The organism is uncultured Paraglaciecola sp. (assembly GCF_937123705.1).
Classification (GTDB): domain Bacteria; phylum Pseudomonadota; class Gammaproteobacteria; order Enterobacterales; family Alteromonadaceae; genus Paraglaciecola.
Window position 1 is genome coordinate 183,523 of the sequence record NZ_CAKZKO010000138.1, and the last position, 20,177, is coordinate 203,699.

Here is a 20,177-nt window from a genome sequence, read left to right on the forward strand (position 1 = left end):
CTCGAATAAATTATCGCATTATATCGAGGCGCGCTACTGAGAGCTTACCACAGTGATATTAGGTGAAACCCCTTCAAACAGCTTGAATTCATGTTGAGTGAGCCGATAATTACCTAAATGCTTAATGCGGTATGTCCCATTCGCAATGCTCTTAGGCACAGTCCAACTTACTGCAGCTAGCAGTCCACTGCCCTGCTCTTTCCAACGAATCACAGTTGACCACGCCATATCACTTAATACTGGCACCCATATACTGCCTTGTTTTTGCTCAATGATTACAAAAGTATCATCCTTACGATAACCAGTAGAAGGATGCCCAGACCAAAAATCCACAGTTACGGTTTCGCCACTTCTGAGTGATACCTTGTTTATCGTCATCACTTCGCCAAAAGACTGACCATTTGGGACAGTATCGACCTTGTCTGCAAATAAATTAACGGTTTGCGCCTTGTTGCGCCAGTCGTCATATTCTAGATTATCTAAGGTTATGTTTGCATCATCTAGCGATTTAGCTAAGCCGCTGAGCGCCTGAATGTAAGCCGGCAGCGTCCATTTTCCATGTACAGTGTGCCCACCTTCATATTGCTGGGTTTCATATTCTTCAGGAGTGGTGATATATCCGCCATAACCATTGGAATAACCGGCGATCACAATATGTTCGACCCAAGGCCCCAATGCCGCTTTTACCGCTTGCTGAATACGCCGCGACGACATAGTGGTTATTTCTGTCGGCATTGCGACTATGGCTAACGAGCCTAGCCTAGCAACGGTCAAAGAGCGGATTTGTGACTGCAGCGGTTCGGCGCCACTACCTGTTTCGAATAAAATAGGCTTTGGCGACTGGCAATCTTTCACCGATTGTGTCCAAGGCTCAGTGCCTACTACTACTCTTATTATTAGGTCTAGCCACCACTTTTGTTGTTTCATGCCCTCACTAAACAGAAAGTGTCCACCGCCATCTTCGGTGGATCCACCTGCAAAGGCATAGCCATAAGCCGAAGGACAGGTTGTTTGCTCGCCAGCACCTGTAAAGGTATCACTGACCTTGAAATTAGCCATATTGATGTATAACTGGCGACTATCTATGGGTCCTGTCACCCTCTTGGTTGCGCTGTTAAATAACCTTTGAGCCACATCCAATTGTCGCTGGCCAATTATTTGCGTGGAGGCCATGTCGTTATCGCCAGGCCCAGTATTATTCAAGTTGAGATTTGGGGTGACATCACCAGGCGTAGATTGAGCAAAAGCGGCAATAAAGTCATCGCTCAAGTTGTCGTTGTCATCATTTTTTGCAGTCTGCTCCCATGTGAGTGAGGCATAACCTTTGTGATCGCTCGAAATCAACTTGTTATCAAATGTCATTGACGTTGGATGCACCGCAAACCAATTGATAGACGCAAATGCACCCGACTCTCGTTGCAGGCGTAACAAGGTCATATTTAAGTCCATGGCATGAGTATATTGAGTTCGTTCACTCGCAGGATTGGCGTTATAGGCCTTCATCGAACGGTTTGCACCTGCACCTATTACATCGCCTCTATTGATTAAGATATTACCGGGTTGCAGATTGTTATGAGCCGCAACTATGGAGCTAACTATACCGCTAACGATGCGCTCAAAATGCATAGGGTCGAGCATCCCAGCTATACTCCCAGAAATGCGTGTATGGGTATAGCCATCTGGCCCAGAGTGAGTATGGGTCGCAGACAAAATAGTGTTACCTAAATTGTAAATGTCCCCATAATGAACCTGCAATCTGTCAAGCACTTCAAGAAAAACATGGTGTTCGATATTGCCGATATCTACACTTGCAAACAATAAGCGATTTTTGCTTGCAGGATCTACAAATATAAAAGCCCGAGATTTTAAGCGGGTGTGAATACCTTCAGTGTTTTGCCCAGGTTTACCATAACCCCACATGGGATTTCCCAAGGCGGGGCCGGTTACATCTGCAATGCCTGCGCCTATTATATATTGATTCCATTTTTCATTGTCTACTACACCACTGCTGGTATTCGCCAAGAGGTTAGAGCTTTCAATCATGGATAAAAATAAAAAAATCACGTAACTGAGGTGTTTAGAAAACATAGTGTGTCTCATTATTATATTGATTGGCGAAGTTGATTTTCGACCCAATAAGCCCTTACTACAGCTCACAATAATCTGTAAAACACTTATACAACTGGGTACCGCTTAATACAGAAGCGGAGGGAAAGTGTAATATAGCGACCAAGTCACAAGGTGCCAATATATCGCTTGTAGCTTTATCTGAATCCAAATTGTCAACATTAAGCACCCTAGCTAATACTTCGCCCTTTTTGAGGCTATCACCAGGTTTGGCGATGTATTCCACTATGCCACCTTGCTGGATATACAGCGTTTTATAGTGACTCAAGGAGACGGCTTTGCGTGACATGTTTTCTGGCATCATGGCACTATGGGGTAAGCACCCTTTGGCAGTCAAAAACGTCAAAATGCTATTAGCATCATATTGGCCGTCTTGAAAACTGATCACTTCTTGGCTGCCCATTTCTAATGTAAAGGCTTCAACCCCAAAATCGATTGGCTGTTGGCGCTTACTGGTAACTAAATCTGTTAATAACCACCATGGACAAAACATGGCTTCATCCAAAGCACCCGAAAACACATTTGGCATAAAAATCACATGGGGGATATTAAATAAACGCGCAGAATCCTTAACATATTCAGGCACATATATATGCCGCGTTGACACGGGGCCGTTATGTAAGTCCAACACATAATCGGCATCAAAGGCTAATTGCTGCAACTTTAAATTAAGGTGTTGGGCTAGACCCATTCCCCAAACTGCATCTAACCGAGCTTGTAACTGCTGCTGCATTTCTTGGCGAAATCGGGATTTGATAGACTGAGTTGTTTCATTATCATTCACACTATGCGCAAATTCATGAATAAAAGCCTCGTCATAGAAATACCCACGATTCCAATTAGTACCGTTAACAGGGTCAAAACGCCCTAAGGTATATTCGCCGGCTTTTATATTTGTTCCCACAGGGTTGCAGTTAGGTACCAACAACACTTCACCACAGATTGGATGCGTTTTAAGCCATTGAATAAGCTGATAAATAACCACATTGCCTTGTACTTCTGCGCCGTGAATTGAACTCTGAATATAAACTTTAGGCCCAGGTTTTTCACCCACAAACCGATACAAAGGCACATTCATGTTGCGACCTGAAGCATTCTGCGCCACCACTAAGTGCTCTTTGAGTAGCTTATTCATGAAATCGTCTTGGAAGGTTAGGCTTTTGATTCTGGAAAATGTGGAGAAATAGACCTGCGAACGCCATTCCCCCAGAGAATAGCTTCGTTGAACAGGCTGTGTAGCAATTTTTGATCTATTTCTAATACCTTGGCCATTCTAATGACTTTCAACCAATTACCACTTTCGAAAGCTTTAACCAACATTAAATACATAGATAACTCGTTTTGACCACCGCACAACGCCTCTTTTACCTCATCAACTAATGGCATTTTTTCTACCAAGGTTTCCATCTTTTGATCAAGTAAAGCATCTAACATCGAAAACAATCCCACCAAAAATGCGGTAGGTGGATTACTGCCAATATTTTTTTCGGTCCCCACAAGATCACAAAACTTTCCTCTAACTAAGGATAAGTGTAATAGTTCTAAAGGTTTATTATCAGATAGGTTAGCTAAGGCCAGCAACGCTATGAATTTCTTGATTTCTACTTCGCCCATATAATTGAGGGCATGACGCAGAGACGTTATCTTGTAACGTTTGTTAATAGTGGGATTGTTGATAAACCGCAGTAGCATGTAAGACAAGCCTACATCGTGTTCTATTACGTTATTAATACTCTCTAAGTCAAAAGATTCGCTAGAACTTGCCCCCATTAATTCAACTAAAGCTAACTTAGAAGTGGGTAGGTTTTCGTTTTCTACAGCTTCTGGCTTAGCGAAGAAATAGCCTTGAAAATAGTCAAACCCCATATCCTTAAAAACACTGAAATTTTCTTGAGAGTCAACTTTATCTGCAATCAATTGCACATTAGCGTCCATCAACCAACGCACATTTTTTGTTAAAAAATCTAGGTTTTCATGATTTGAGTTTACTTTAAGCATATCAACATAAGGCAAAAATTCAGTTAAGCTTGGCTTTAGCGTGTTGTCTTCTAAAGCAATTTTGTAACCCATCTTTTTTACATGCTTACACATATCTATTAGGTCACTGTTGCCACTTTGATTTACTGCCAACTCCACAACAACACTTTCAGGATCAAGAGAAGAAGGTAAGCCGTTCATGAGGGTTTCGGGCTGAAAACTAATAAATGATTTTTTATTGCAAGAGATGTCATCCAAACCTAGCGTTTGATAATTCTTGGCAATAAGTTTGGTCGTTGCCTCATCCCTTGCTACGCTTGGGAAGCAGTTATTTTTTCCATCTCTAAAAGATAGTTCATAGGCAAAAACTTCTTTATTGATATCTAATATTGGTTGGCGAGCAATAAAAGCAAACATATACATCCTGTCTAAGTTTTCATTGTTGGTGATCCGCTAATCTAGTGCCAAACCACCTTAGTTGAATCACATAGTATAAAAAAAAAACACATGAGTACATCGCTCATTACATATAGAGTTTTTGCTCAATAACCTAAGTTGTAAATGACTGCAAAGCAATGAGCCACCTAGTCATTCACTATTTAAATTAAAATGATCTATTTCACTCCTTATAGCTTGAAATAATTTTATTTATCCCAATGTCTGTTAGGTTGGAATTTTTGTAAAAGTTAACTGTCTACTAAATAAGGGCAGATACTCCCAACTTTTTTGATTGAATTAAGGTCGCAGAGCAGTTTTATTTTTGCTAGAATCGCGAGCCACAGTGTTATACGAGGTAACTATGAGTACAGATTTACGCGCATTGACATTAACCGTCCCACAGACAGGCAGCATCGAAACTTACGTTCAAGCAGTAAGTAGTATTGATATGCTGACCGCCGAGGACGAGCGTGGGTTAGCTGAACGCCTACAAGAAGATGGTGATTTACAAGCTGCAAGAAAGCTTATTATGTCTCATCTGCGCTTTGTGGTGCATATTGCAAAATCCTATTCTGGTTATGGTTTACCTCAAGCTGATTTGATTCAAGAAGGCAACATTGGCTTAATGAAAGCAGTTAAACGCTTCGATCCTACAGTTGGGGTGCGTTTGGTTTCTTTTGCTGTTCACTGGATAAAAGCCGAAATACACGAGTTTGTATTAAAGAACTGGCGGATAGTTAAGGTAGCAACCACTAAAGCTCAGCGTAAATTATTTTTCAATCTTCGTAAAAATAAAAAGCGTCTTGGCTGGTTTACTCATGCTGAGGTTCAAAAAGTAGCAGAAGACTTGGGCGTAAGCACTAAAGAAGTACTGCAAATGGAAGCGCGTATGAGCAGTCACGATCAAGCTTTCGATTTGTCTGCTGATGATGACGAAAGCGGTAGCTTTGCACCAGTACAATTTCTCGAAGATAAAACCACTGATGTAGAATCTGAAGTGATTAACGCGGACTGGGATTCTAATGCTTCTGGTAGATTATACGCGGCAATTAAAACACTTGACGACCGTAGTCAGCACATCATCCAAACTCGATGGTTGTCTGATGATAAAACGACTTTGCAAGATTTAGCCGATAAATATCAAGTGTCTGCAGAGCGTGTTCGTCAAATCGAAAAGAATGCCATGAAAAAACTTCAGGGTGCTATGGCGGCTTAACGCCATATTAGTTACTCGCCATTAATCTCAAAAAAGCGCGTATCTCGCGCTTTTTTATTGCCTAAAATTAATTCAAGATTCAAGCTCATCGTGCGGCGGCAATACCCAAAACACCCCTGAAAATTCCGCAACTGCATTGTCGCCATCCAAAATAGCAACATTTAGATTAATTTTGCATTTTTTATTGTTACTCAAAGGCTCAAGTTTGCCCGTCAGTGATTCGATATTACATAATGCTCGAGGCTGCATGGTGATAGGTTTATGGTAATGGATATTGCCATCACCTAATACAATTTCGCCATTTAATCCTTTCTCTTTAAGTTGTAAAAATATCATCCCCCAACCAGTTAGTGTAGCCAGCGAAAAGATGCTGCCCGCAAACATAGTGCCATGAAGATTAATGTTTTTATTTAGTGAGGCTCGGGTTTCAAATGTACGACCGGTATATTGGTGCAATTTGATCCCCATCTGTTCACTAATGGGGATCGTATCGTGCCATGTGTCTTGCAATAACTTGCACCACTTGGGGTGAATCATAATACTATTGGGGTCAACCAAGCGTTTTACCATGGGACTTCTTTGTTGCTCGCCCATCTCATTTGTGACTTCACTTTGCAGATCAAATCCCATACTTTGAAAAAAGCCAATCGCTAACTGTGTGCTATTGGTTACTATACGCTCGGCGCCTTCTGAGCGAGCGACGGATTCCAGAGCTGACACTAACATCCGCGCTAGTCCTTTGTTTTGCACAGACTTATCTACGGCTACATGTCGCACTTGCGCTTCTTCAGATGAATTCATATGCATACGACCTACAGCAACAACATTACCAGCAGTATCACGGATCATCCTATGTTGACTGACTTGCTCGTATTCATCTTTTTCAGATCCTAAAGGATACTTCCACGGTTCACGTAACATTTTCCAACGAAACGTAAAATAGTCCTCAAAATCTTGTTCACTAGTAGGGATATCAATTTTATACATTTAATAAAGGGTTCCTATACTTCCCAACACACCGAATATAAAGCAATCTAAACGCAGTTAACCATTAAAACGTATAATGCCAAAGTCAGCAAACTATACTTGAAGTTGAAAAGTGACAGGTCCGTCATTTATCAAAGAAACCTGCATATCAGCCCCAAACTCTCCGCTCTCACACCGCATACCATTTTGATGGCAACACTCCATGAAATATTGGTAGAGCTGCTCGCCTAATTTTGGCGATGCGCCAGCAGAAAAACTGGGGCGGTTACCACTTTGTGTATTTGCCACTAAGGTAAATTGTGACACTACCAGCAGTTCACCTTGTACTTGTTGGACATTGAGATTCATTTTACTTTGTTGGTCGGCGAATATTCGATAATTCATTACCTTTTGAGCCAGTTTCTTCGCTTTTGCCTGATCATCATTTTTTTCAACTCCAAGTAAAATCAATATCCCATGATTGATCTCCCCAACAATTTTGCCGTCAACCTCTACTTTTGCCTGTTTGACTCTTTGGATAAGGGCAATCATGGCTGTTCTAGCCAAAATTTGGCCATAGCTTGGCTAGCTGAACATAGGGCTTGGGTAATACGTTTCTCGCTAGCGCTATGACCTGATTCTGGCACTATGCTGAGTTGACTATTTTGCCAGTTTTGGCTTAGTGAGTACGCGGCTTCAATCTTACATACACAATCGTAACGGCCATGGATAATACTCACTGGTAAATGTTGAATTTTATGAATATTTTGCAAAATGTAGTTTTCGGGAATAAAGCAAAGATGTTTGATGTAATGACACTCCAATATGGCCAAACTAATAGCGCGATGAACATCTGAAACCAACTCAGCTTCATCAAACTGGCAATGTAAACGGCTTATCCTCGCCTCCCACAAACACCAAGCTTTAACTGCCGCCATTTTTTGTAATTCATTGTCGCTTTTGAATATTCGATAATATGCATCAACAACTGAAATATCGTCTATGGAACCTTCAATTGGCTGTAAGAAGTCTTGATAATATTCAGGAAACAACTGCGCAGCCCCACCCGATGCTTCCAAAAACCACCTATAATCTTGCTCTCTTGCAAGAAAGATCCCCCTTAGAATAAGGCCAATCACACTCTCTGGTTGTCGAATTGCCACCAGCAAAGCCAAAGTTGAACCCCAAGAACCACCGAATAACACCCACTTGTCGATATTAAGGTATTTATGAATTCGCAGTACATCTTCAACAAGGGCATCACTGTTATTGTCTTCAAGTTCACCAAAAGGTATGGATTTACCGCACCCTCTTTGATCGAAGCCAATTATCCAATATTTATCTGGGTCGAAAAAGCGACGATAATCCTTGCCTATTCCCGCCCCAGGCCCACCATGTAAATAAAGAACAGGAATACCTTTAGGGTTTCCTGTTTGCTCTAAATATATTGAATGTCCATCCGTTACCTCCAACATCTCTGACTTGAAGGAGTGGATCTCAGGGAAGAGTTGAGTCATATGAATTTACATATCCTATTTGTTTATTTCTCAGTAATGCTTTAATTTATTACTAACATACCTAAAAATTAATTTATTAAACGGAGACAAAATATGTCAGAACAAGGTTCAGGTGGCAATGTATTAGCTGCCATATGCAGTTTTTTTATTCCTGGTTTAGGTCAACTAGTTCAAGGTCGAATTTTAGCTGCCCTTATATTTTTTGTGTTGGTGAGCGTTAACTATGCGCTGGCTGCTACGGGGATTTTATTTTTTATGGCCGTATTTGGCTTTATCTTTCAAATTTGGGCAATCATTGATGCCGCTCGATATAAAGGTTAAACATGAAAAAGTTGATCTTGCTAACAACCATTATTTTTTTTACTGCATGCCAAAGTGCTTATTATGCCGCATGGGAAAAAGTGGGGGTTGAAAAACGAGACATTTTAGTCGACCGAGTAGAGGACGCAAAAGACTCTCAAGAAGAAGCACAGCAACAATTTAGTTCGGCTTTAGAAGAGTTTAGCACCTTAATAAACTTTGATGGCGGTGAATTACAAGAGGTGTATGAGCAGCTCAAAGATCAATTTGAGGCAAGTGTCGATTCAGCTGACATGGTCACTACGCGCATTGATAAAGTAGAAAGTGTGGCCGAAGCATTGTTTGACGAATGGCAACAAGAATTAGAAAAATACAGCAATGCGACACTGAAGCGAGATAGCCTTCGCAAACTAAAAGACACCCAAAGACGATATAAGTCATTAGTGAGTGCCATGCGTAAAGCAGAGAGCAAAATGCCTCCTGTTTTGTCTGCTTTAGAAGATAATGTGCTATATCTAAAACACAACCTAAATGCCAGTGCCATAGGGGCTTTGCAGGGAGAATTTAACGGTATAAAAAGAGAAATTAATCAGCTTGTTTCAGAAATGAATAAAGCCATTGCTGAATCAAATAGCTTTATCACAAGTATGCAAAGCCAATAGTTACCCTTAATATCAAAATTATGATGACGGACTCAGTTCGTCATCATCTTCAGTAAAGGTTTCTTCTGGCTCATCATGTAAAAACACCTCTAGTACATGAGTCACCTCTGCCCCTACTAATACCACCACCCAAGATAAATAAATCCATACAAACAGAATAGGGATTACCGCTAAGGCACCATAAATAAGCTGGTAAGATGGAAAACTGGTCACATATAAAGCAAAGGCCTTTTTACTAGCTTCAAATAAAATTGCTGCCACTAAAGCACCAAAGGCTGCATGTTTGGGATCGATTTTTTTATTCGGAACCAACATGTAAATAAGAAAAAAGGCAATAATTGACGTGATATAAGGTAATGCTTTAAGTAACACTGTGCTCAAACCTGGAGTATATTCTTTAGCGTAATTCGCCAAACCAATCACATATGAACTAATAGCCACACTTGAGCCCATCAAAAGTGGCCCTAAGGTTAACACCATCCAATATATAGCAAATGTAAAAATAAGAGGACGCTCATTTTTAGATTGCCAAATGCTATTTAGGGTCTTATCAATGTTCGATATCAACAGTAAAGCGACCACCACCAAAGATAATATACCAATTACTCCCATCCCAGAGGCATTGCCAACAAACTCTGTCATATAGGTCTGTAATTGGTCACCGGCTGCAGGCACAAAGCTAGTAAAAACCAGTGCTTCTAAATCAGCCCTTATTTGAGCAAAAGCAGGAAATGCCGACAAAAAGGTAAATACCACCATAATAAATGGTACCAGTGATAACAAAGACACATAGGCTAGGTGTCCTGCTGATACAGTTATTTTATCTTGCTTACAATGCCTCAAAAGCAATAAGAAAAAAACTTTCACTACTTTTAAAGCTTGCTGTACGCTAGTGACTTGGAAAGAAGGGGACTGCATTAATATCTCATCGCTTAGTTTTTCAACTTAATTATCTTTAGTCTGCTCTAACACCTAGCATATGGCAAATGGCATAACTTAATTCACTACGATTTAACGTATAGAAATGAAATTTTCGGATCCCTTCCTTAGCCAACACTTTTACCATATCCATGGCGATGTTTGCTCCCATTAGATTACGTGTAGTCTGATCGTCTTTATCTAAACCACCGTACATCTTGTGCAACCACTGGGGGACATGTACGTTAGTGAATCCCGCAAAACGCTGTAAAGTTTGGTAGTTCGTGACCGGTAATATGCCTGGCACAATATCTAAATCAATACCAGTAGCCGCAGCGCGATCACGAAAACGCAAAAACACTTCTGCATCAAAGAAAAATTGGCTAATTGCTTCGCTCGCTCCGGCATCTGCCTTACGTTTCAAATTAAGCAAATCAAATTGACTATTTGGTGCCTCGGGATGCTTTTCAGGATAAGCAGCTACCGCAATGTCAAAGTCCGCAACATCTTTTAGCAAAGTGACTAAATCCGAGGCGTAAGACTGTGGTTTTTCTACTCCTGCTGGTAGGTCACCACGCAATGCGACTATTTTCCTGATCCCGCTTTGCCAATAATCTTTAGCAATCTCAATAAGCTCTTCTCGAGTAGCATCGACACAAGTCAAATGCGGTACAGCTTGAATTCCTGTTTCAGTCTGGATGCGTTTCACCACATCATGAGTTCTATCTCTCTCGCCACTGTTAGCACCATAAGTGACCGACATATAAGACGGCTTAAGCGGTGCTAAGCGCTCCACAGATTTCCACAGGGTTTGTTCCATAGATTCGGTTTTCGGCGGAAAAAATTCAAAAGACACATCAATCCCTTGAACCTCAGACAATGATTGATTTAATGCATCTACACCTTGTGCGTACGACGCCATAGGTTACTCCAAATTATAGTTTAGCCGTTTAGACGTCTAAACTATAATTTGTAGGTTAAGACGTCAAGGTGTTTATTCCACTCTAGAGCAGTATTAGCAGTCTATCATTGACCTTTTGCAGGTAATGTTTAGAATTTCAGTGCATAAGTAAGATAAAAGATTATAAGAATGGCAAATTTGACAAAATGGAATGGTGAATACATTCACCCGTACGCAGAACATGGTAAAAAAAGTGAGATGGTGAAAAAAGTCACTGTGTCTATCCCTCTCAAAGTTTTAAAGGTACTCACTGACGAACGCACCCGTCGCCAAGTAAATAATTTACGTCACGCAACTAACTCAGAGTTACTGTGTGAAGCCTTTCTTCATGCCTTCACTGGGCAACCTTTACCCGACGATGAAGATTTAGAAAAAGACAACACCCAGCTTATCCCTAAAGAAGCGCAAAAATTGATGCAAGAAATGGGAATAGTGTTAGAAACGGAAGAAGAGGAATAACAATAAGTAAAATGGCTTAAATAAAGTTTAAGCCATTTTTTTTGGGGGAACCAAGCGCTCTACAAAATTAGGCTGGCCCTAAACATAATCGTATTTCCCGCCTTTTTCTAAAGCCGCTTGGTAGGCTGGTCTGGCGTGGATAGTTTCTACAAATTTAGTGATATTTGGAAATTCTTGAGTTGTTCCTCGCGCCACAGCCGCTTCAAGTGGAAAGCTCATTTGTATATCAGCACCTGACAACTCATCGCCAGCAAACCACTTATTATGGCTTAAATGGCTTTCTATATAATCCATATTCTTGGCGATAATCGGCCCATAATAGGACGCCATCAATTGATCAACAATCTTGTTAGCGATCATTTTAACAAAAAACGGTTTGGCGCTGACTCTGACTTTATCCAATACCAGTTTAGCCACAAATGGCGGCATCAGTGTCCCTTCGGCAAAGTGCAACCAATACGTATATTGCCGGTGCTCTTCCGTTCCGCGCTCAGGGTCCCTAAGCTGATTGTCTTTTTTATCGTTTAAGTAAGTGCCTATTAAATACTCAATGATGGCGCCTGATTCTGCCACTGTCACCTCCCCATCGGTAATGATGGGAGATTTGCCTAGTGGGTGAATCAGCGTCAAAGTATTAGGCGCTAGATTGGTTACGCTATCTCTTTGATAAGGCTTCACTTGGTACTCTAGATTAAGTTCTTCGAGTAACCATAAGATACGTTGTGAACGTGAGTTATTTAAATGGTGAAGTACAATCATCAAACCTTCCTTAATTAGTTACGTGCATCGGCTTATGGATCTTGTCCCAAGCCATTAGTTTTGAATTTCTGAGTTTCCCTAGCTTTTAACAAGGGCCTAGGGTCTTAAACCCACTTTTTCACCTATAGCAATAACTTGTTGCATTATATATTGCCACAATTGCGGATTGGCTTTTTCAATCGCGGAATTTTTAGACAAAATCTGACTCACTGCAACATCATGCTCAAGCCAACTTTGGCAGCCATTGTGCAGGTTTTGAATCACTGGCATAAGCCTGTCGATTGCTTTAGCAAACTGTGCCTCTGAGGTTTGAGCATGTTCAAACTCAATCCACAACTGTAAATAGCTCTGTGCTTGCTTGTCGGGCAAAATAGCAAAAATTCTTTGGGCCGCCGCCAGCTCATTTTCATAGTCATCGTGACTGGCATCGTATGCAAACTTATCACCTGTATCGATTTCAACAATGTCATGTAATAGCAACATAGTCACCACTTTGAGCGGATCGGGCGTTTGTTCGGCATAAGGCAACAACGTTAATGCCAACAAAGCAATTTGCCAGCTATGTTCTGCGCTATTTTCGTAACGGGACAAACCTACAGGTTTGATCTTACGTTCAACTTTTTTTAGCTTTTCAATTTCAACTATAAACTGAGTGATAGCTTGAAAATTTTCAGTCATATAATACTCGTTGTATGAAAAGTAAAACCTAGGATAACTGGCATATTATTTACCTGAGGGATCTAAACTTGCGTAATAGGCCGATATATTTGCAATGTCGGTATCACTCAATCCTGCTGCCATAGGTGACATAGATATATTCTTGCGCTCGCCATCTCGAAATGCTTTCATTTGTAACACCAAATACTGCTCTTTCTGTCCTGCTAGGTTTGGATACATTGGGATAATGGAAATTCCATTACCACCATGACAGGCACCACATGTGGTAGATTTTGATTTACCCGCTGCAATATCTGCCGCTAGAATAGGTTGCGAGGCGAAGCCTCCTGCAACAAAAACCATACTGAGTAATTTGATATGAAGATTTTTCATGATTTATCCTTAGTATTACACCCGAAAGTAACAACAAATATACTGTGTTAATAAATAAGTGTTTGATATGAAGTTAGAACATTCTTTTGCTAAAGAACTTACTTCACTGAGTAGTGAAGTCAAGCCAATTAAATTACTAAATGCACGCTTAGCGGTGTTTAATCGTGATCTTGCTGCACAATTAGACCTACCCGCAGAGTGGCAGCAGCAAATCCACTTGTTTGATGCTTTATATACACCAGACGGAGAGTTAAATCGCTATTCTGTGGCACAAAAATATGGCGGACACCAATTTGGCCATTGGAACCCTGAATTAGGCGATGGCCGTGGGTTGTTATTGGCTGAAGCCATCGATTCACTAAAGCAACGCTGGGATCTCCACCTAAAAGGAGCAGGCCCAACGCCTTACTCTAGGTTTGCCGATGGGCGGGCAGTATTACGTTCTACCATACGGGAATATTTAGCCAGCGAGGCCCTACACTACTTAGGAGTCCCTACTTCACGGGCATTGTGTTTAATCACAAGTGAAGAAGCGGTATATCGCGAAAAACAAGAACGTGGCGCCAAGATGATCAGAGTTTGCCAAAGCCACCTGCGCTTTGGACATTTCGAATACTTTTATCACAGCCAACAACCTCAAAAACTACAAAACCTATTTGACTATTGTTTTAAGTATCATTTCGTAGACTGTGCAAAGGCAGAAAATCCCTATGTCGCCATGCTTGAAAAGATCGTGATGGACACCGCCAAGTTAATTGCAAAATGGCAAGCATTTGGGTTTAACCATGGCGTTATGAATACCGACAACATGTCAATCCATGGTATTACCTTTGATTATGGCCCGTATGCGTTTTTAGATGACTTTGATCCCAAATTTATTTGCAATCACTCAGATCCTCAAGGTCGGTATTCCTTCGATAGTCAACCGGGTATAGGATTATGGAACCTTAACGCCTTGGCTCAGTCTTTTACCCCTCACATCGAAATAGCACAAATCAAACAAGCTCTCAGCCTATACGAACCCACACTGCTACAAGAATATTCTACGCTTATGCACAACAAGCTAGGACTATTACCCAACCCAGCCGTTGCTGAAACCAACTCATACATTATCAATACCTGGTTAGACATGTTAGCAGCTGAGAAGAAAGATTATTCGCTCGCATTTAGACAGCTTTGTGAGTTTGATATCTTTAACGATAATCCTCAATTACGGGATCAGTTTATTGACCGTGGGCGATTTGATGAATGGGCAAAGCATTATATTTTGATGCTAACCAAGCAAGGTATTGAGCAAACACAAAGGCAAAGTAGAATGCGCCAGCACAATCCACAGATTGTATTACGTAATTATATTCTGCAACAAGTTATTGACCGTGCTGAAGAAGGAGATTTCGAGATGTTTCATACGTTTCTCGAGGCCTTAAAAAATCCATACGAAACCATTGCAAAGTATAAACAATTTGCCGCGCCTCCACCCGAATGGGGTAAACACTTAGAAATATCCTGTAGCAGTTAGACTTCTAGCACTCTGGATAGATATCACCAACCGTGGAACGATCTAGAGTTGAAAAAAATAGTGGTAATATTATGCAATATGCGCCAACGTATAACACTCTGCATATTTTCAGGAAGAGCATGAAATCACTCTACTCAATTGGTTTAATACTATGTTTTTTAAGTGCTTTTTTGCACACAAACAGCATGGCGTCAAATCAGGTAGTGATATCAAAAGACCACCATTATGCAAATCTGCAACCTAACATAGACTGGTTAGTTGCAGATAAAAGCGTGCAGTTGTCAGACATTCAAAATTTACAGGATTGGCAGTCCATTCCTAAGCCCAACCAACTCAACAAAAACAAAACCTTATGGGGCAAGCTCAATATTGAGTTTGTGGATCCAGACGAAGACCAATACTTTTTAACAGTAAGTAATCCCAATCTGGATTATGTAGATGTATTCATATTAGACGAGAAAGACCGCATTCTAGGCGCCTATCTAATGGGTGGGAACCGAGATTACGCAAAACGTCCCTATAGACATAGATTATTTATCACCGCAATTAATTCGGCGCAATCTGCAGTAACGGTTTACTTAAAGATTAGAGACGATGGTCCGCTCGCCTTTTCTGTGGAAATAGACAAACAATCATCGGTGGTCGAAACAGAACAATTACTGTTAGCAATTATTGGCTTTATAAGTGGTGGCATAGCCTTACTCGCTGGTTACTTCTTGATAACCTACATTTATATGCGTAGCCCCATAAGATTTTGGTTTGCTGTATCCAGTGCTGGATTCTTATTGCTGTTTTTAAACACTAAGGGAATATTAAGCCAAATAACGGGGATTACAGCCTACATATCCAACCTTAGTTGCGCTTTACTTGGAGTGTTGCTGTTAACCTCAGCAAAGGTTACTTTTGCGATATTAGAACGCGTTCCTACAGTATGGCGTTATGCGCTATATAGCCTAGGCGGCATTAGTTTAGGGATGGCATTTTCACCAGACAGCGGTTATCAACTTACACTTGCTACACTTGCGGCAGGGCTTTATGTAGTACTCATTGGAGCCTTAGCTTTTTTCTATCATAAACCCGATAAACAAACCGCAAATTTTATTTGCTTATCTGGACTCATAATTATCGCATTAAGTGGTTTTACCCACGTGATATTATATTTGTCAGGAACCGCTTTAACACAAAAAACCTCATTGATTTTTGCTGTATTTATAATGTTAGGCATTACATTAATTGCCTTGGCAATCGAAGCCCACGAACGAGTTCTGACATATCGTCACAACATACAACAACAGCTCACTATTAATAATTTGCAACACTTTTACGAATTATTCACAAATTCTACTGAAGGGCTGTATACCTCAAGCTTAGATGGTCAGTTGATCAGTGTTAACCCTGCAATGTGTTTGCTGTTTGGGTATACCGATGAAGTCGAAATGTTAGATCAAGTAGACAATGTATCGATGTTTTACGCCGAGCCTCAAGACCGCGCAGCTATGCTTGGAGAAATTCATAAAAATGCTAAAGTCATTGGCAAAGAAATAAAAGGTAAACGCAAAGATGGCAGTATTTTTTGGTTTTCGCTCTCTTGCCAAATTAGGCAAGAGCATGACAAACGATACTTATTTGGATCTATTTCAGATGTCACCGAACGCAAACAATCAAGCATAAGTTTAGAGTATCTTGCCACTCACGATTCACACACAGGCATATACAACAGACGAGAGTTCGAGCGCCGCCTAAAACTTAGTCTGCAAAATGCTCAGGAAGAAAACACCGATCTAACCCTACTGTATATGGATTTAGACCAATTCAAAGTAGTAAACGATACCTGCGGACATAAGGCCGGCGACTTGTTGATAAAACAACTGGCCCAAAAACTCGATACAGTAGTAATGGAAAAAGGCATATTAGCAAGACTCGGCGGCGATGAATTCGGAGTACTATTAGAAGGCGACAATGCTCAAATGGGCTATTTATTAGCCAACAAACTGCTTACTACAGTGCAACACTTTCGTTTTGTTTGGGAAAACAGGATCTTCACTTTAGGCATTAGCATTGGCCAAGTGCATTGGCAATCTAATATTCAGTCACCTGAACAACTACTAAGCATGGCCGATTCAGCCTGTTATTTAGCAAAAGAACGAGGGCGCAATCAAGTTCATACCTATTCAAGCGATGATGAACATATGCAACGCTATGAATCTGAAATAGCCTGGGTATCGCACATCCACCATGCGCTACAAAATGATAGTTTCGAATTATATTTTCAGCATTACCAAGCACTAAGTAAAAACGCGGCGGGACATCATTACGAAGTATTGCTGAGAATGCATGACAAAGAAGGTAATACGATCCTACCTGGAAGCTTTTTGCCCGCGGCTGAACGATACAGTCTTACTGCACAAATTGACCGCTGGGTCATAGAAAATTACTTTAATTGGCTGGCCAACAACCCCCTACATCAATCTGAGTTGACTCGGGTTAGTATCAATTTAAGTGGGCACTCACTAGCCGATAAAGATCTTAAACTATTTGCACTAAATGCCTTTGAAAAATATAAAATACCCTACAACAAGGTGTGCTTCGAAATCACTGAAAGCATGGCCATTTTAAAGATTGATGAAACGATAGAGTTTATTGATACTTTCCATAAGCTAGGCTGCTTATTCGCCTTAGATGATTTTGGAAGTGGATTTTCTTCCTATAATTATTTAAAAAACTTACCCGTTGATCAGGTCAAGATTGATGGCAGTTTTGTAAGAGACATTCTGGTTGATCCAGTCGATATGGCAATGGTGAACTCCATTAAAGACGTGGCTAAAGCCATGGGTATGGAAACAGTCGCTGAATTTGTTGAATCCACTGAAATCATGGTCGAATTAGGTAAAATGGGGGTAGATTTCGCCCAAGGATTTGGTGTGGCTAAGCCACTGCCATTGAGTGAATTTATACCTATCCACATAAATAAGTAACGACTCAACCAGAGTGTATGTTGATTGGTAATACTAAACATAGATAAAGCCGGCTATTGTAAAAAGCCGAATCATGCCCACATATACAAACTAGAATGTACTTAAACTAAGATATTCGAGTATATGGGTAGTATCCCGTAATTTTCATTTAATTAACTACGTTTTTCAAAATATGACTCCTAAATTAGACCCGTATCAATATGTTAGCTCTGCCAAACTACCCACACGATGGGGCCAATTTCACATTCATGGATTTATTGACAATGAGCTCGCCCAAGAACATGTCGCTCTTACATATGGAAAATGGGATAAAGATGATGTGGTAGCTATTCGTATCCACTCTGAATGCTTAACTGGCGATGCCCTATTTAGCACACGCTGTGATTGTGGCGCACAACTTGAAAAAGCATTACAAAACATAGTTCAGCAAGGCAAAGGAGCCGTCTTGTACTTGCGCCAAGAAGGTAGAGGCATAGGGCTACTCAATAAAATTCGCGCCTATCACCTACAAGATGAAGGCATGGATACCGTTGAGGCAAACGAACATTTAGGGTTTGACGCTGACATTAGAGACTATGGGATCTGTAAATTGATGTTAGATAAGTTAAATATCAAGCATGTAAACCTGATGACCAATAACCCTAAAAAAAGTACGGCGCTTACTGAAATGGGCATTAAAGTAGTAAAACGCACACCTATAGATCATGGCATCACCGACGATAATAGACACTACATTCGCACTAAAACCGAAAAGTTAGGCCATCAGTTCGATAAGCATCTCCTTAAATAGACATTCAGCCATGGTTAAGGCTTAGCATCGTATAACCTAATCAACAATCTAAAGCGTTGCCAATATTGCTCGGCAACGCTGACGTTTTCGATTACATAAGGAAAAGGTTATGCGAAATCAATCCAAATACCTGTTCATTTACCTATTAGTTTTATGCCTCTTGCTTGGCAGTGTATTACAACTAGCGCAAGCCCAAGGCGCCGCCAGCAATACTCAGGCTGATGTTATTGAGCTTGACCAAGCTCAGCTAGATCAAATGCTAGCGCCCATTGCTCTATATCCCGACACTTTACTGTCGCATATTCTAGTGGCATCCACTTATCCATTAGAAGTGATTCAAGCGGCTCGCTGGCGCGCGGCTAATTCCGATTTAGATGAACAACAGGCGCTCAATGCAGTCGAAAACAAAGACTGGGATCCCAGCGTTCAGGCACTAGTTCCCTTTAACGAGCTATTGCAAAAACTCAGTGAAGACTTGAACTGGTTACAATCTTTAGGTAGCGCGTTTTTAGCCAATGAGCAGCAACTACTTGCAAGTGTTCAAAACTTACGCCAAAAAGCCTACGAACAAGGCAATTTGACGGATAACGAATACGTTAATATTCAGCAAGAAGCGAACGAAATTGTTATAGAAACTGTGCGCAAAGAAGTGGTCTATGTGCCTTATTACGATACCCGCGTGGTGTATGGAAACTGGTGGTGGCACAATCATCAGCCCTATTATTGGCACAGACCGGTTCATAGCATTCTGAGTGCTGGTTTATATTGGAGTGTGGGCTTTAACATTCGCCCTAGCTTCTATTTTGGCGGTTTTCATTGGCGCAAACGCCACCTTGTTGCGAATTATCATTACCGTAACCATGCCAAAAGACACTGGCCTAAGGGCCATAGCTCTCGTCAAGTGGTACGGGTTAAAGAATATCCACGATGGCGTCACAACAAGCACCACAGACGGGGGGTGCAACATCGAGTCAATGGCCAGCCGATTGTACGCAATATCCGTAGCGGCAACACGCACAAGTCTTATCACAAAAACAATAAACAACGGTTGTTAAACGCGGATCATTACGCGAAGAAACATAGCAAACCACATGCAAAACAAGTCAAGCATGCTTTAGCTAAGCAGTCTAAAACGATTCGACACACTAAGGTGCATAAGGCGAACAAGCAAGCACTTCACAAACAACGCATTGCCTATAAAAGTAACAACCATCAAAAGCCAAAACATGGTCATAACAATCCGTCTCAAAAATCGAGTAGGATTGCTACTAGCCACAAAAGTGATGTAAGAAGGCCAAAACAGGCGTATCAAGAAGTGAAAAATCGCAAACTAAACACTGCTTCAATTAAGCCGCGTAAAAACAGTCATTACCAAGTAAAAAACCAAAGCCATCAAAAACGGACTAGCCACAACAAGAGCCTCAAGCGACACAATAAATCGAGGCCAACAAAAGTAGCCCGTCACAATAAGAGTAAAAACAAGCAAAGGTGAGCAACCTAGACAATGAATAACTCGTCTTTTGCTAAAAATAAATGCCGCTCA

19 protein-coding genes are annotated in these 20,177 nt (G+C 40.9%); 8 read left to right on the plus strand and 11 right to left on the minus strand.

Translation table 11 applies throughout. The features are described 5' to 3' along the window. Positions 1-33: 33 nt before the first annotated feature. The 3 genes from Q0688_RS17995 to Q0688_RS18005 are packed head-to-tail and all read right to left on the minus strand — an operon-like array spanning position 34 to position 4,521. Entirely contained in the window at positions 34-2,088 is a 2,055-nt protein-coding gene (locus Q0688_RS17995) for a neutral/alkaline non-lysosomal ceramidase N-terminal domain-containing protein (RefSeq protein ID WP_299080188.1), read from the minus strand. A gap of 58 nt (positions 2,089-2,146) precedes the next feature. After that, positions 2,147-3,262, minus strand: a complete 1,116-nt coding sequence (locus tag Q0688_RS18000) for a succinylglutamate desuccinylase/aspartoacylase family protein (RefSeq protein WP_299080190.1) — start codon at positions 3,260-3,262, stop codon at positions 2,147-2,149. Positions 3,263-3,279: 17 nt separating this feature from the next. Continuing rightward, the gene (locus Q0688_RS18005) at positions 3,280-4,521 is read right to left on the minus strand and encodes an EAL domain-containing protein (protein WP_299080193.1); all 1,242 of its coding nucleotides are present in this window, start codon (positions 4,519-4,521) and stop codon (positions 3,280-3,282) included. Positions 4,522-4,903: 382 nt separating this feature from the next. Here Q0688_RS18005 and rpoH point away from each other — a divergent pair, with 382 nt between their 5' ends. Further along, positions 4,904-5,758 (plus strand): RNA polymerase sigma factor RpoH, encoded by an 855-nt coding sequence (rpoH, locus tag Q0688_RS18010; RefSeq protein ID WP_299080196.1) that lies wholly within the window; start codon positions 4,904-4,906, stop codon positions 5,756-5,758. Positions 5,759-5,830: 72 nt separating this feature from the next. Here the strand turns inward: rpoH and Q0688_RS18015 are convergent, their stop codons facing one another. The 3 genes from Q0688_RS18015 to pip form a co-directional block, all read right to left on the minus strand. Further along, entirely contained in the window at positions 5,831-6,745 is a 915-nt protein-coding gene (locus tag Q0688_RS18015) for a bifunctional GNAT family N-acetyltransferase/hotdog fold thioesterase (protein ID WP_299080199.1), read from the minus strand. A 93-nt stretch (positions 6,746-6,838) separates the two neighbouring features. Beyond that, positions 6,839-7,276, minus strand: coding sequence for a D-aminoacyl-tRNA deacylase (gene dtd / locus Q0688_RS18020; RefSeq protein WP_299080448.1), 438 nt, complete (start codon positions 7,274-7,276; stop codon positions 6,839-6,841). Continuing rightward, a complete protein-coding gene (gene pip / locus Q0688_RS18025) occupies positions 7,273-8,241 on the minus strand; it encodes a prolyl aminopeptidase (protein ID WP_299080202.1) in 969 nt (322 codons plus the stop codon). Before pip ends, dtd begins: the two co-directional genes overlap by 4 nt. 93 nt (positions 8,242-8,334) lie before the next feature. On the opposite strand from pip, the gene Q0688_RS18030 reads away from it, so the two are divergent. After that, complete coding sequence (locus Q0688_RS18030; protein ID WP_299080205.1) at positions 8,335-8,562, plus strand: hypothetical protein; 228 nt, start codon at positions 8,335-8,337, stop codon at positions 8,560-8,562. A 2-nt stretch (positions 8,563-8,564) separates the two neighbouring features. Further along, the gene (locus Q0688_RS18035) at positions 8,565-9,203 is read left to right on the plus strand and encodes a DUF2959 domain-containing protein (RefSeq protein ID WP_299080208.1); all 639 of its coding nucleotides are present in this window, start codon (positions 8,565-8,567) and stop codon (positions 9,201-9,203) included. An 18-nt stretch (positions 9,204-9,221) separates the two neighbouring features. On the opposite strand, the gene Q0688_RS18040 is transcribed toward Q0688_RS18035, so the two are convergent. Further along, entirely contained in the window at positions 9,222-10,121 is a 900-nt protein-coding gene (locus Q0688_RS18040; protein WP_299080211.1) for a virulence factor BrkB family protein, read from the minus strand. A 37-nt stretch (positions 10,122-10,158) separates the two neighbouring features. After that, complete coding sequence (gene metF, locus Q0688_RS18045) at positions 10,159-11,043, minus strand: methylenetetrahydrofolate reductase (protein ID WP_299080214.1); 885 nt, start codon at positions 11,041-11,043, stop codon at positions 10,159-10,161. Positions 11,044-11,220: 177 nt separating this feature from the next. Here metF and metJ point away from each other — a divergent pair, with 177 nt between their 5' ends. Continuing rightward, positions 11,221-11,541, plus strand: a complete 321-nt coding sequence (gene metJ, locus Q0688_RS18050) for a met regulon transcriptional regulator MetJ (RefSeq protein WP_299080450.1) — start codon at positions 11,221-11,223, stop codon at positions 11,539-11,541. A gap of 78 nt (positions 11,542-11,619) precedes the next feature. Here the strand turns inward: metJ and Q0688_RS18055 are convergent, their stop codons facing one another. The 3 genes from Q0688_RS18055 to Q0688_RS18065 form a co-directional block, all read right to left on the minus strand. Beyond that, positions 11,620-12,300 carry a glutathione S-transferase gene (locus Q0688_RS18055; RefSeq protein ID WP_299080216.1) on the minus strand — a complete coding sequence of 227 codons (681 nt, stop codon included), beginning with the start codon at positions 12,298-12,300 and terminating at the stop codon, positions 11,620-11,622. Between the two features lie 96 nt (positions 12,301-12,396). Continuing rightward, positions 12,397-12,978 (minus strand): HD family hydrolase, encoded by a 582-nt coding sequence (locus Q0688_RS18060; protein ID WP_299080219.1) that lies wholly within the window; start codon positions 12,976-12,978, stop codon positions 12,397-12,399. A gap of 45 nt (positions 12,979-13,023) precedes the next feature. Next, on the minus strand, positions 13,024-13,320 hold the full coding sequence (locus tag Q0688_RS18065) for a cytochrome c (RefSeq protein ID WP_299080453.1): 297 nt from the start codon (positions 13,318-13,320) through the stop codon (positions 13,024-13,026). Positions 13,321-13,417: 97 nt separating this feature from the next. On the opposite strand from Q0688_RS18065, the gene Q0688_RS18070 reads away from it, so the two are divergent. The 4 genes from Q0688_RS18070 (at position 13,418) to Q0688_RS18085 (ending at position 20,126) form a co-directional block, all read left to right on the plus strand. After that, on the plus strand, positions 13,418-14,869 hold the full coding sequence (locus tag Q0688_RS18070) for a YdiU family protein (RefSeq protein ID WP_299080222.1): 1,452 nt from the start codon (positions 13,418-13,420) through the stop codon (positions 14,867-14,869). A 119-nt stretch (positions 14,870-14,988) separates the two neighbouring features. Beyond that, complete coding sequence (locus Q0688_RS18075; RefSeq protein WP_299080225.1) at positions 14,989-17,844, plus strand: EAL domain-containing protein; 2,856 nt, start codon at positions 14,989-14,991, stop codon at positions 17,842-17,844. A 172-nt stretch (positions 17,845-18,016) separates the two neighbouring features. Beyond that, positions 18,017-18,634 (plus strand): GTP cyclohydrolase II, encoded by a 618-nt coding sequence (gene ribA / locus Q0688_RS18080; protein ID WP_299080228.1) that lies wholly within the window; start codon positions 18,017-18,019, stop codon positions 18,632-18,634. A 109-nt stretch (positions 18,635-18,743) separates the two neighbouring features. After that, complete coding sequence (locus Q0688_RS18085) at positions 18,744-20,126, plus strand: DUF3300 domain-containing protein (RefSeq protein ID WP_299080231.1); 1,383 nt, start codon at positions 18,744-18,746, stop codon at positions 20,124-20,126. Positions 20,127-20,177 lie beyond the last annotated feature (51 nt).

What these genes read in the sequence shown, in the direction of transcription:
- Q0688_RS18060 (WP_299080219.1), bottom strand. Translation starts at nt 12,978, where the DNA reads ATGACTGAAAATTTTCAAGCTATCACTCAGTTTATAGTTGAAATTGAA.
- Q0688_RS18000 (WP_299080190.1), bottom strand. Translation starts at nt 3,262, where the DNA reads ATGAATAAGCTACTCAAAGAGCACTTAGTGGTGGCGCAGAATGCTTCA.
- Q0688_RS18030 (WP_299080205.1), top strand. Translation starts at nt 8,335, where the DNA reads ATGTCAGAACAAGGTTCAGGTGGCAATGTATTAGCTGCCATATGCAGT.
- Q0688_RS18075 (WP_299080225.1), top strand. Translation starts at nt 14,989, where the DNA reads ATGAAATCACTCTACTCAATTGGTTTAATACTATGTTTTTTAAGTGCT.
- Q0688_RS18065 (WP_299080453.1), bottom strand. Translation starts at nt 13,320, where the DNA reads ATGGTTTTTGTTGCAGGAGGCTTCGCCTCGCAACCTATTCTAGCGGCA.
- dtd (WP_299080448.1), bottom strand. Translation starts at nt 7,276, where the DNA reads ATGATTGCCCTTATCCAAAGAGTCAAACAGGCAAAAGTAGAGGTTGAC.
- pip (WP_299080202.1), bottom strand. Translation starts at nt 8,241, where the DNA reads ATGACTCAACTCTTCCCTGAGATCCACTCCTTCAAGTCAGAGATGTTG.
- Q0688_RS18015 (WP_299080199.1), bottom strand. Translation starts at nt 6,745, where the DNA reads ATGTATAAAATTGATATCCCTACTAGTGAACAAGATTTTGAGGACTAT.
- Q0688_RS18040 (WP_299080211.1), bottom strand. Translation starts at nt 10,121, where the DNA reads ATGCAGTCCCCTTCTTTCCAAGTCACTAGCGTACAGCAAGCTTTAAAA.
- metF (WP_299080214.1), bottom strand. Translation starts at nt 11,043, where the DNA reads ATGGCGTCGTACGCACAAGGTGTAGATGCATTAAATCAATCATTGTCT.
- Q0688_RS18035 (WP_299080208.1), top strand. Translation starts at nt 8,565, where the DNA reads ATGAAAAAGTTGATCTTGCTAACAACCATTATTTTTTTTACTGCATGC.
- Q0688_RS17995 (WP_299080188.1), bottom strand. Translation starts at nt 2,088, where the DNA reads ATGTTTTCTAAACACCTCAGTTACGTGATTTTTTTATTTTTATCCATG.
- Q0688_RS18055 (WP_299080216.1), bottom strand. Translation starts at nt 12,300, where the DNA reads ATGATTGTACTTCACCATTTAAATAACTCACGTTCACAACGTATCTTA.
- Q0688_RS18070 (WP_299080222.1), top strand. Translation starts at nt 13,418, where the DNA reads ATGAAGTTAGAACATTCTTTTGCTAAAGAACTTACTTCACTGAGTAGT.
- rpoH (WP_299080196.1), top strand. Translation starts at nt 4,904, where the DNA reads ATGAGTACAGATTTACGCGCATTGACATTAACCGTCCCACAGACAGGC.
- ribA (WP_299080228.1), top strand. Translation starts at nt 18,017, where the DNA reads ATGACTCCTAAATTAGACCCGTATCAATATGTTAGCTCTGCCAAACTA.
- Q0688_RS18005 (WP_299080193.1), bottom strand. Translation starts at nt 4,521, where the DNA reads ATGTTTGCTTTTATTGCTCGCCAACCAATATTAGATATCAATAAAGAA.
- Q0688_RS18085 (WP_299080231.1), top strand. Translation starts at nt 18,744, where the DNA reads ATGCGAAATCAATCCAAATACCTGTTCATTTACCTATTAGTTTTATGC.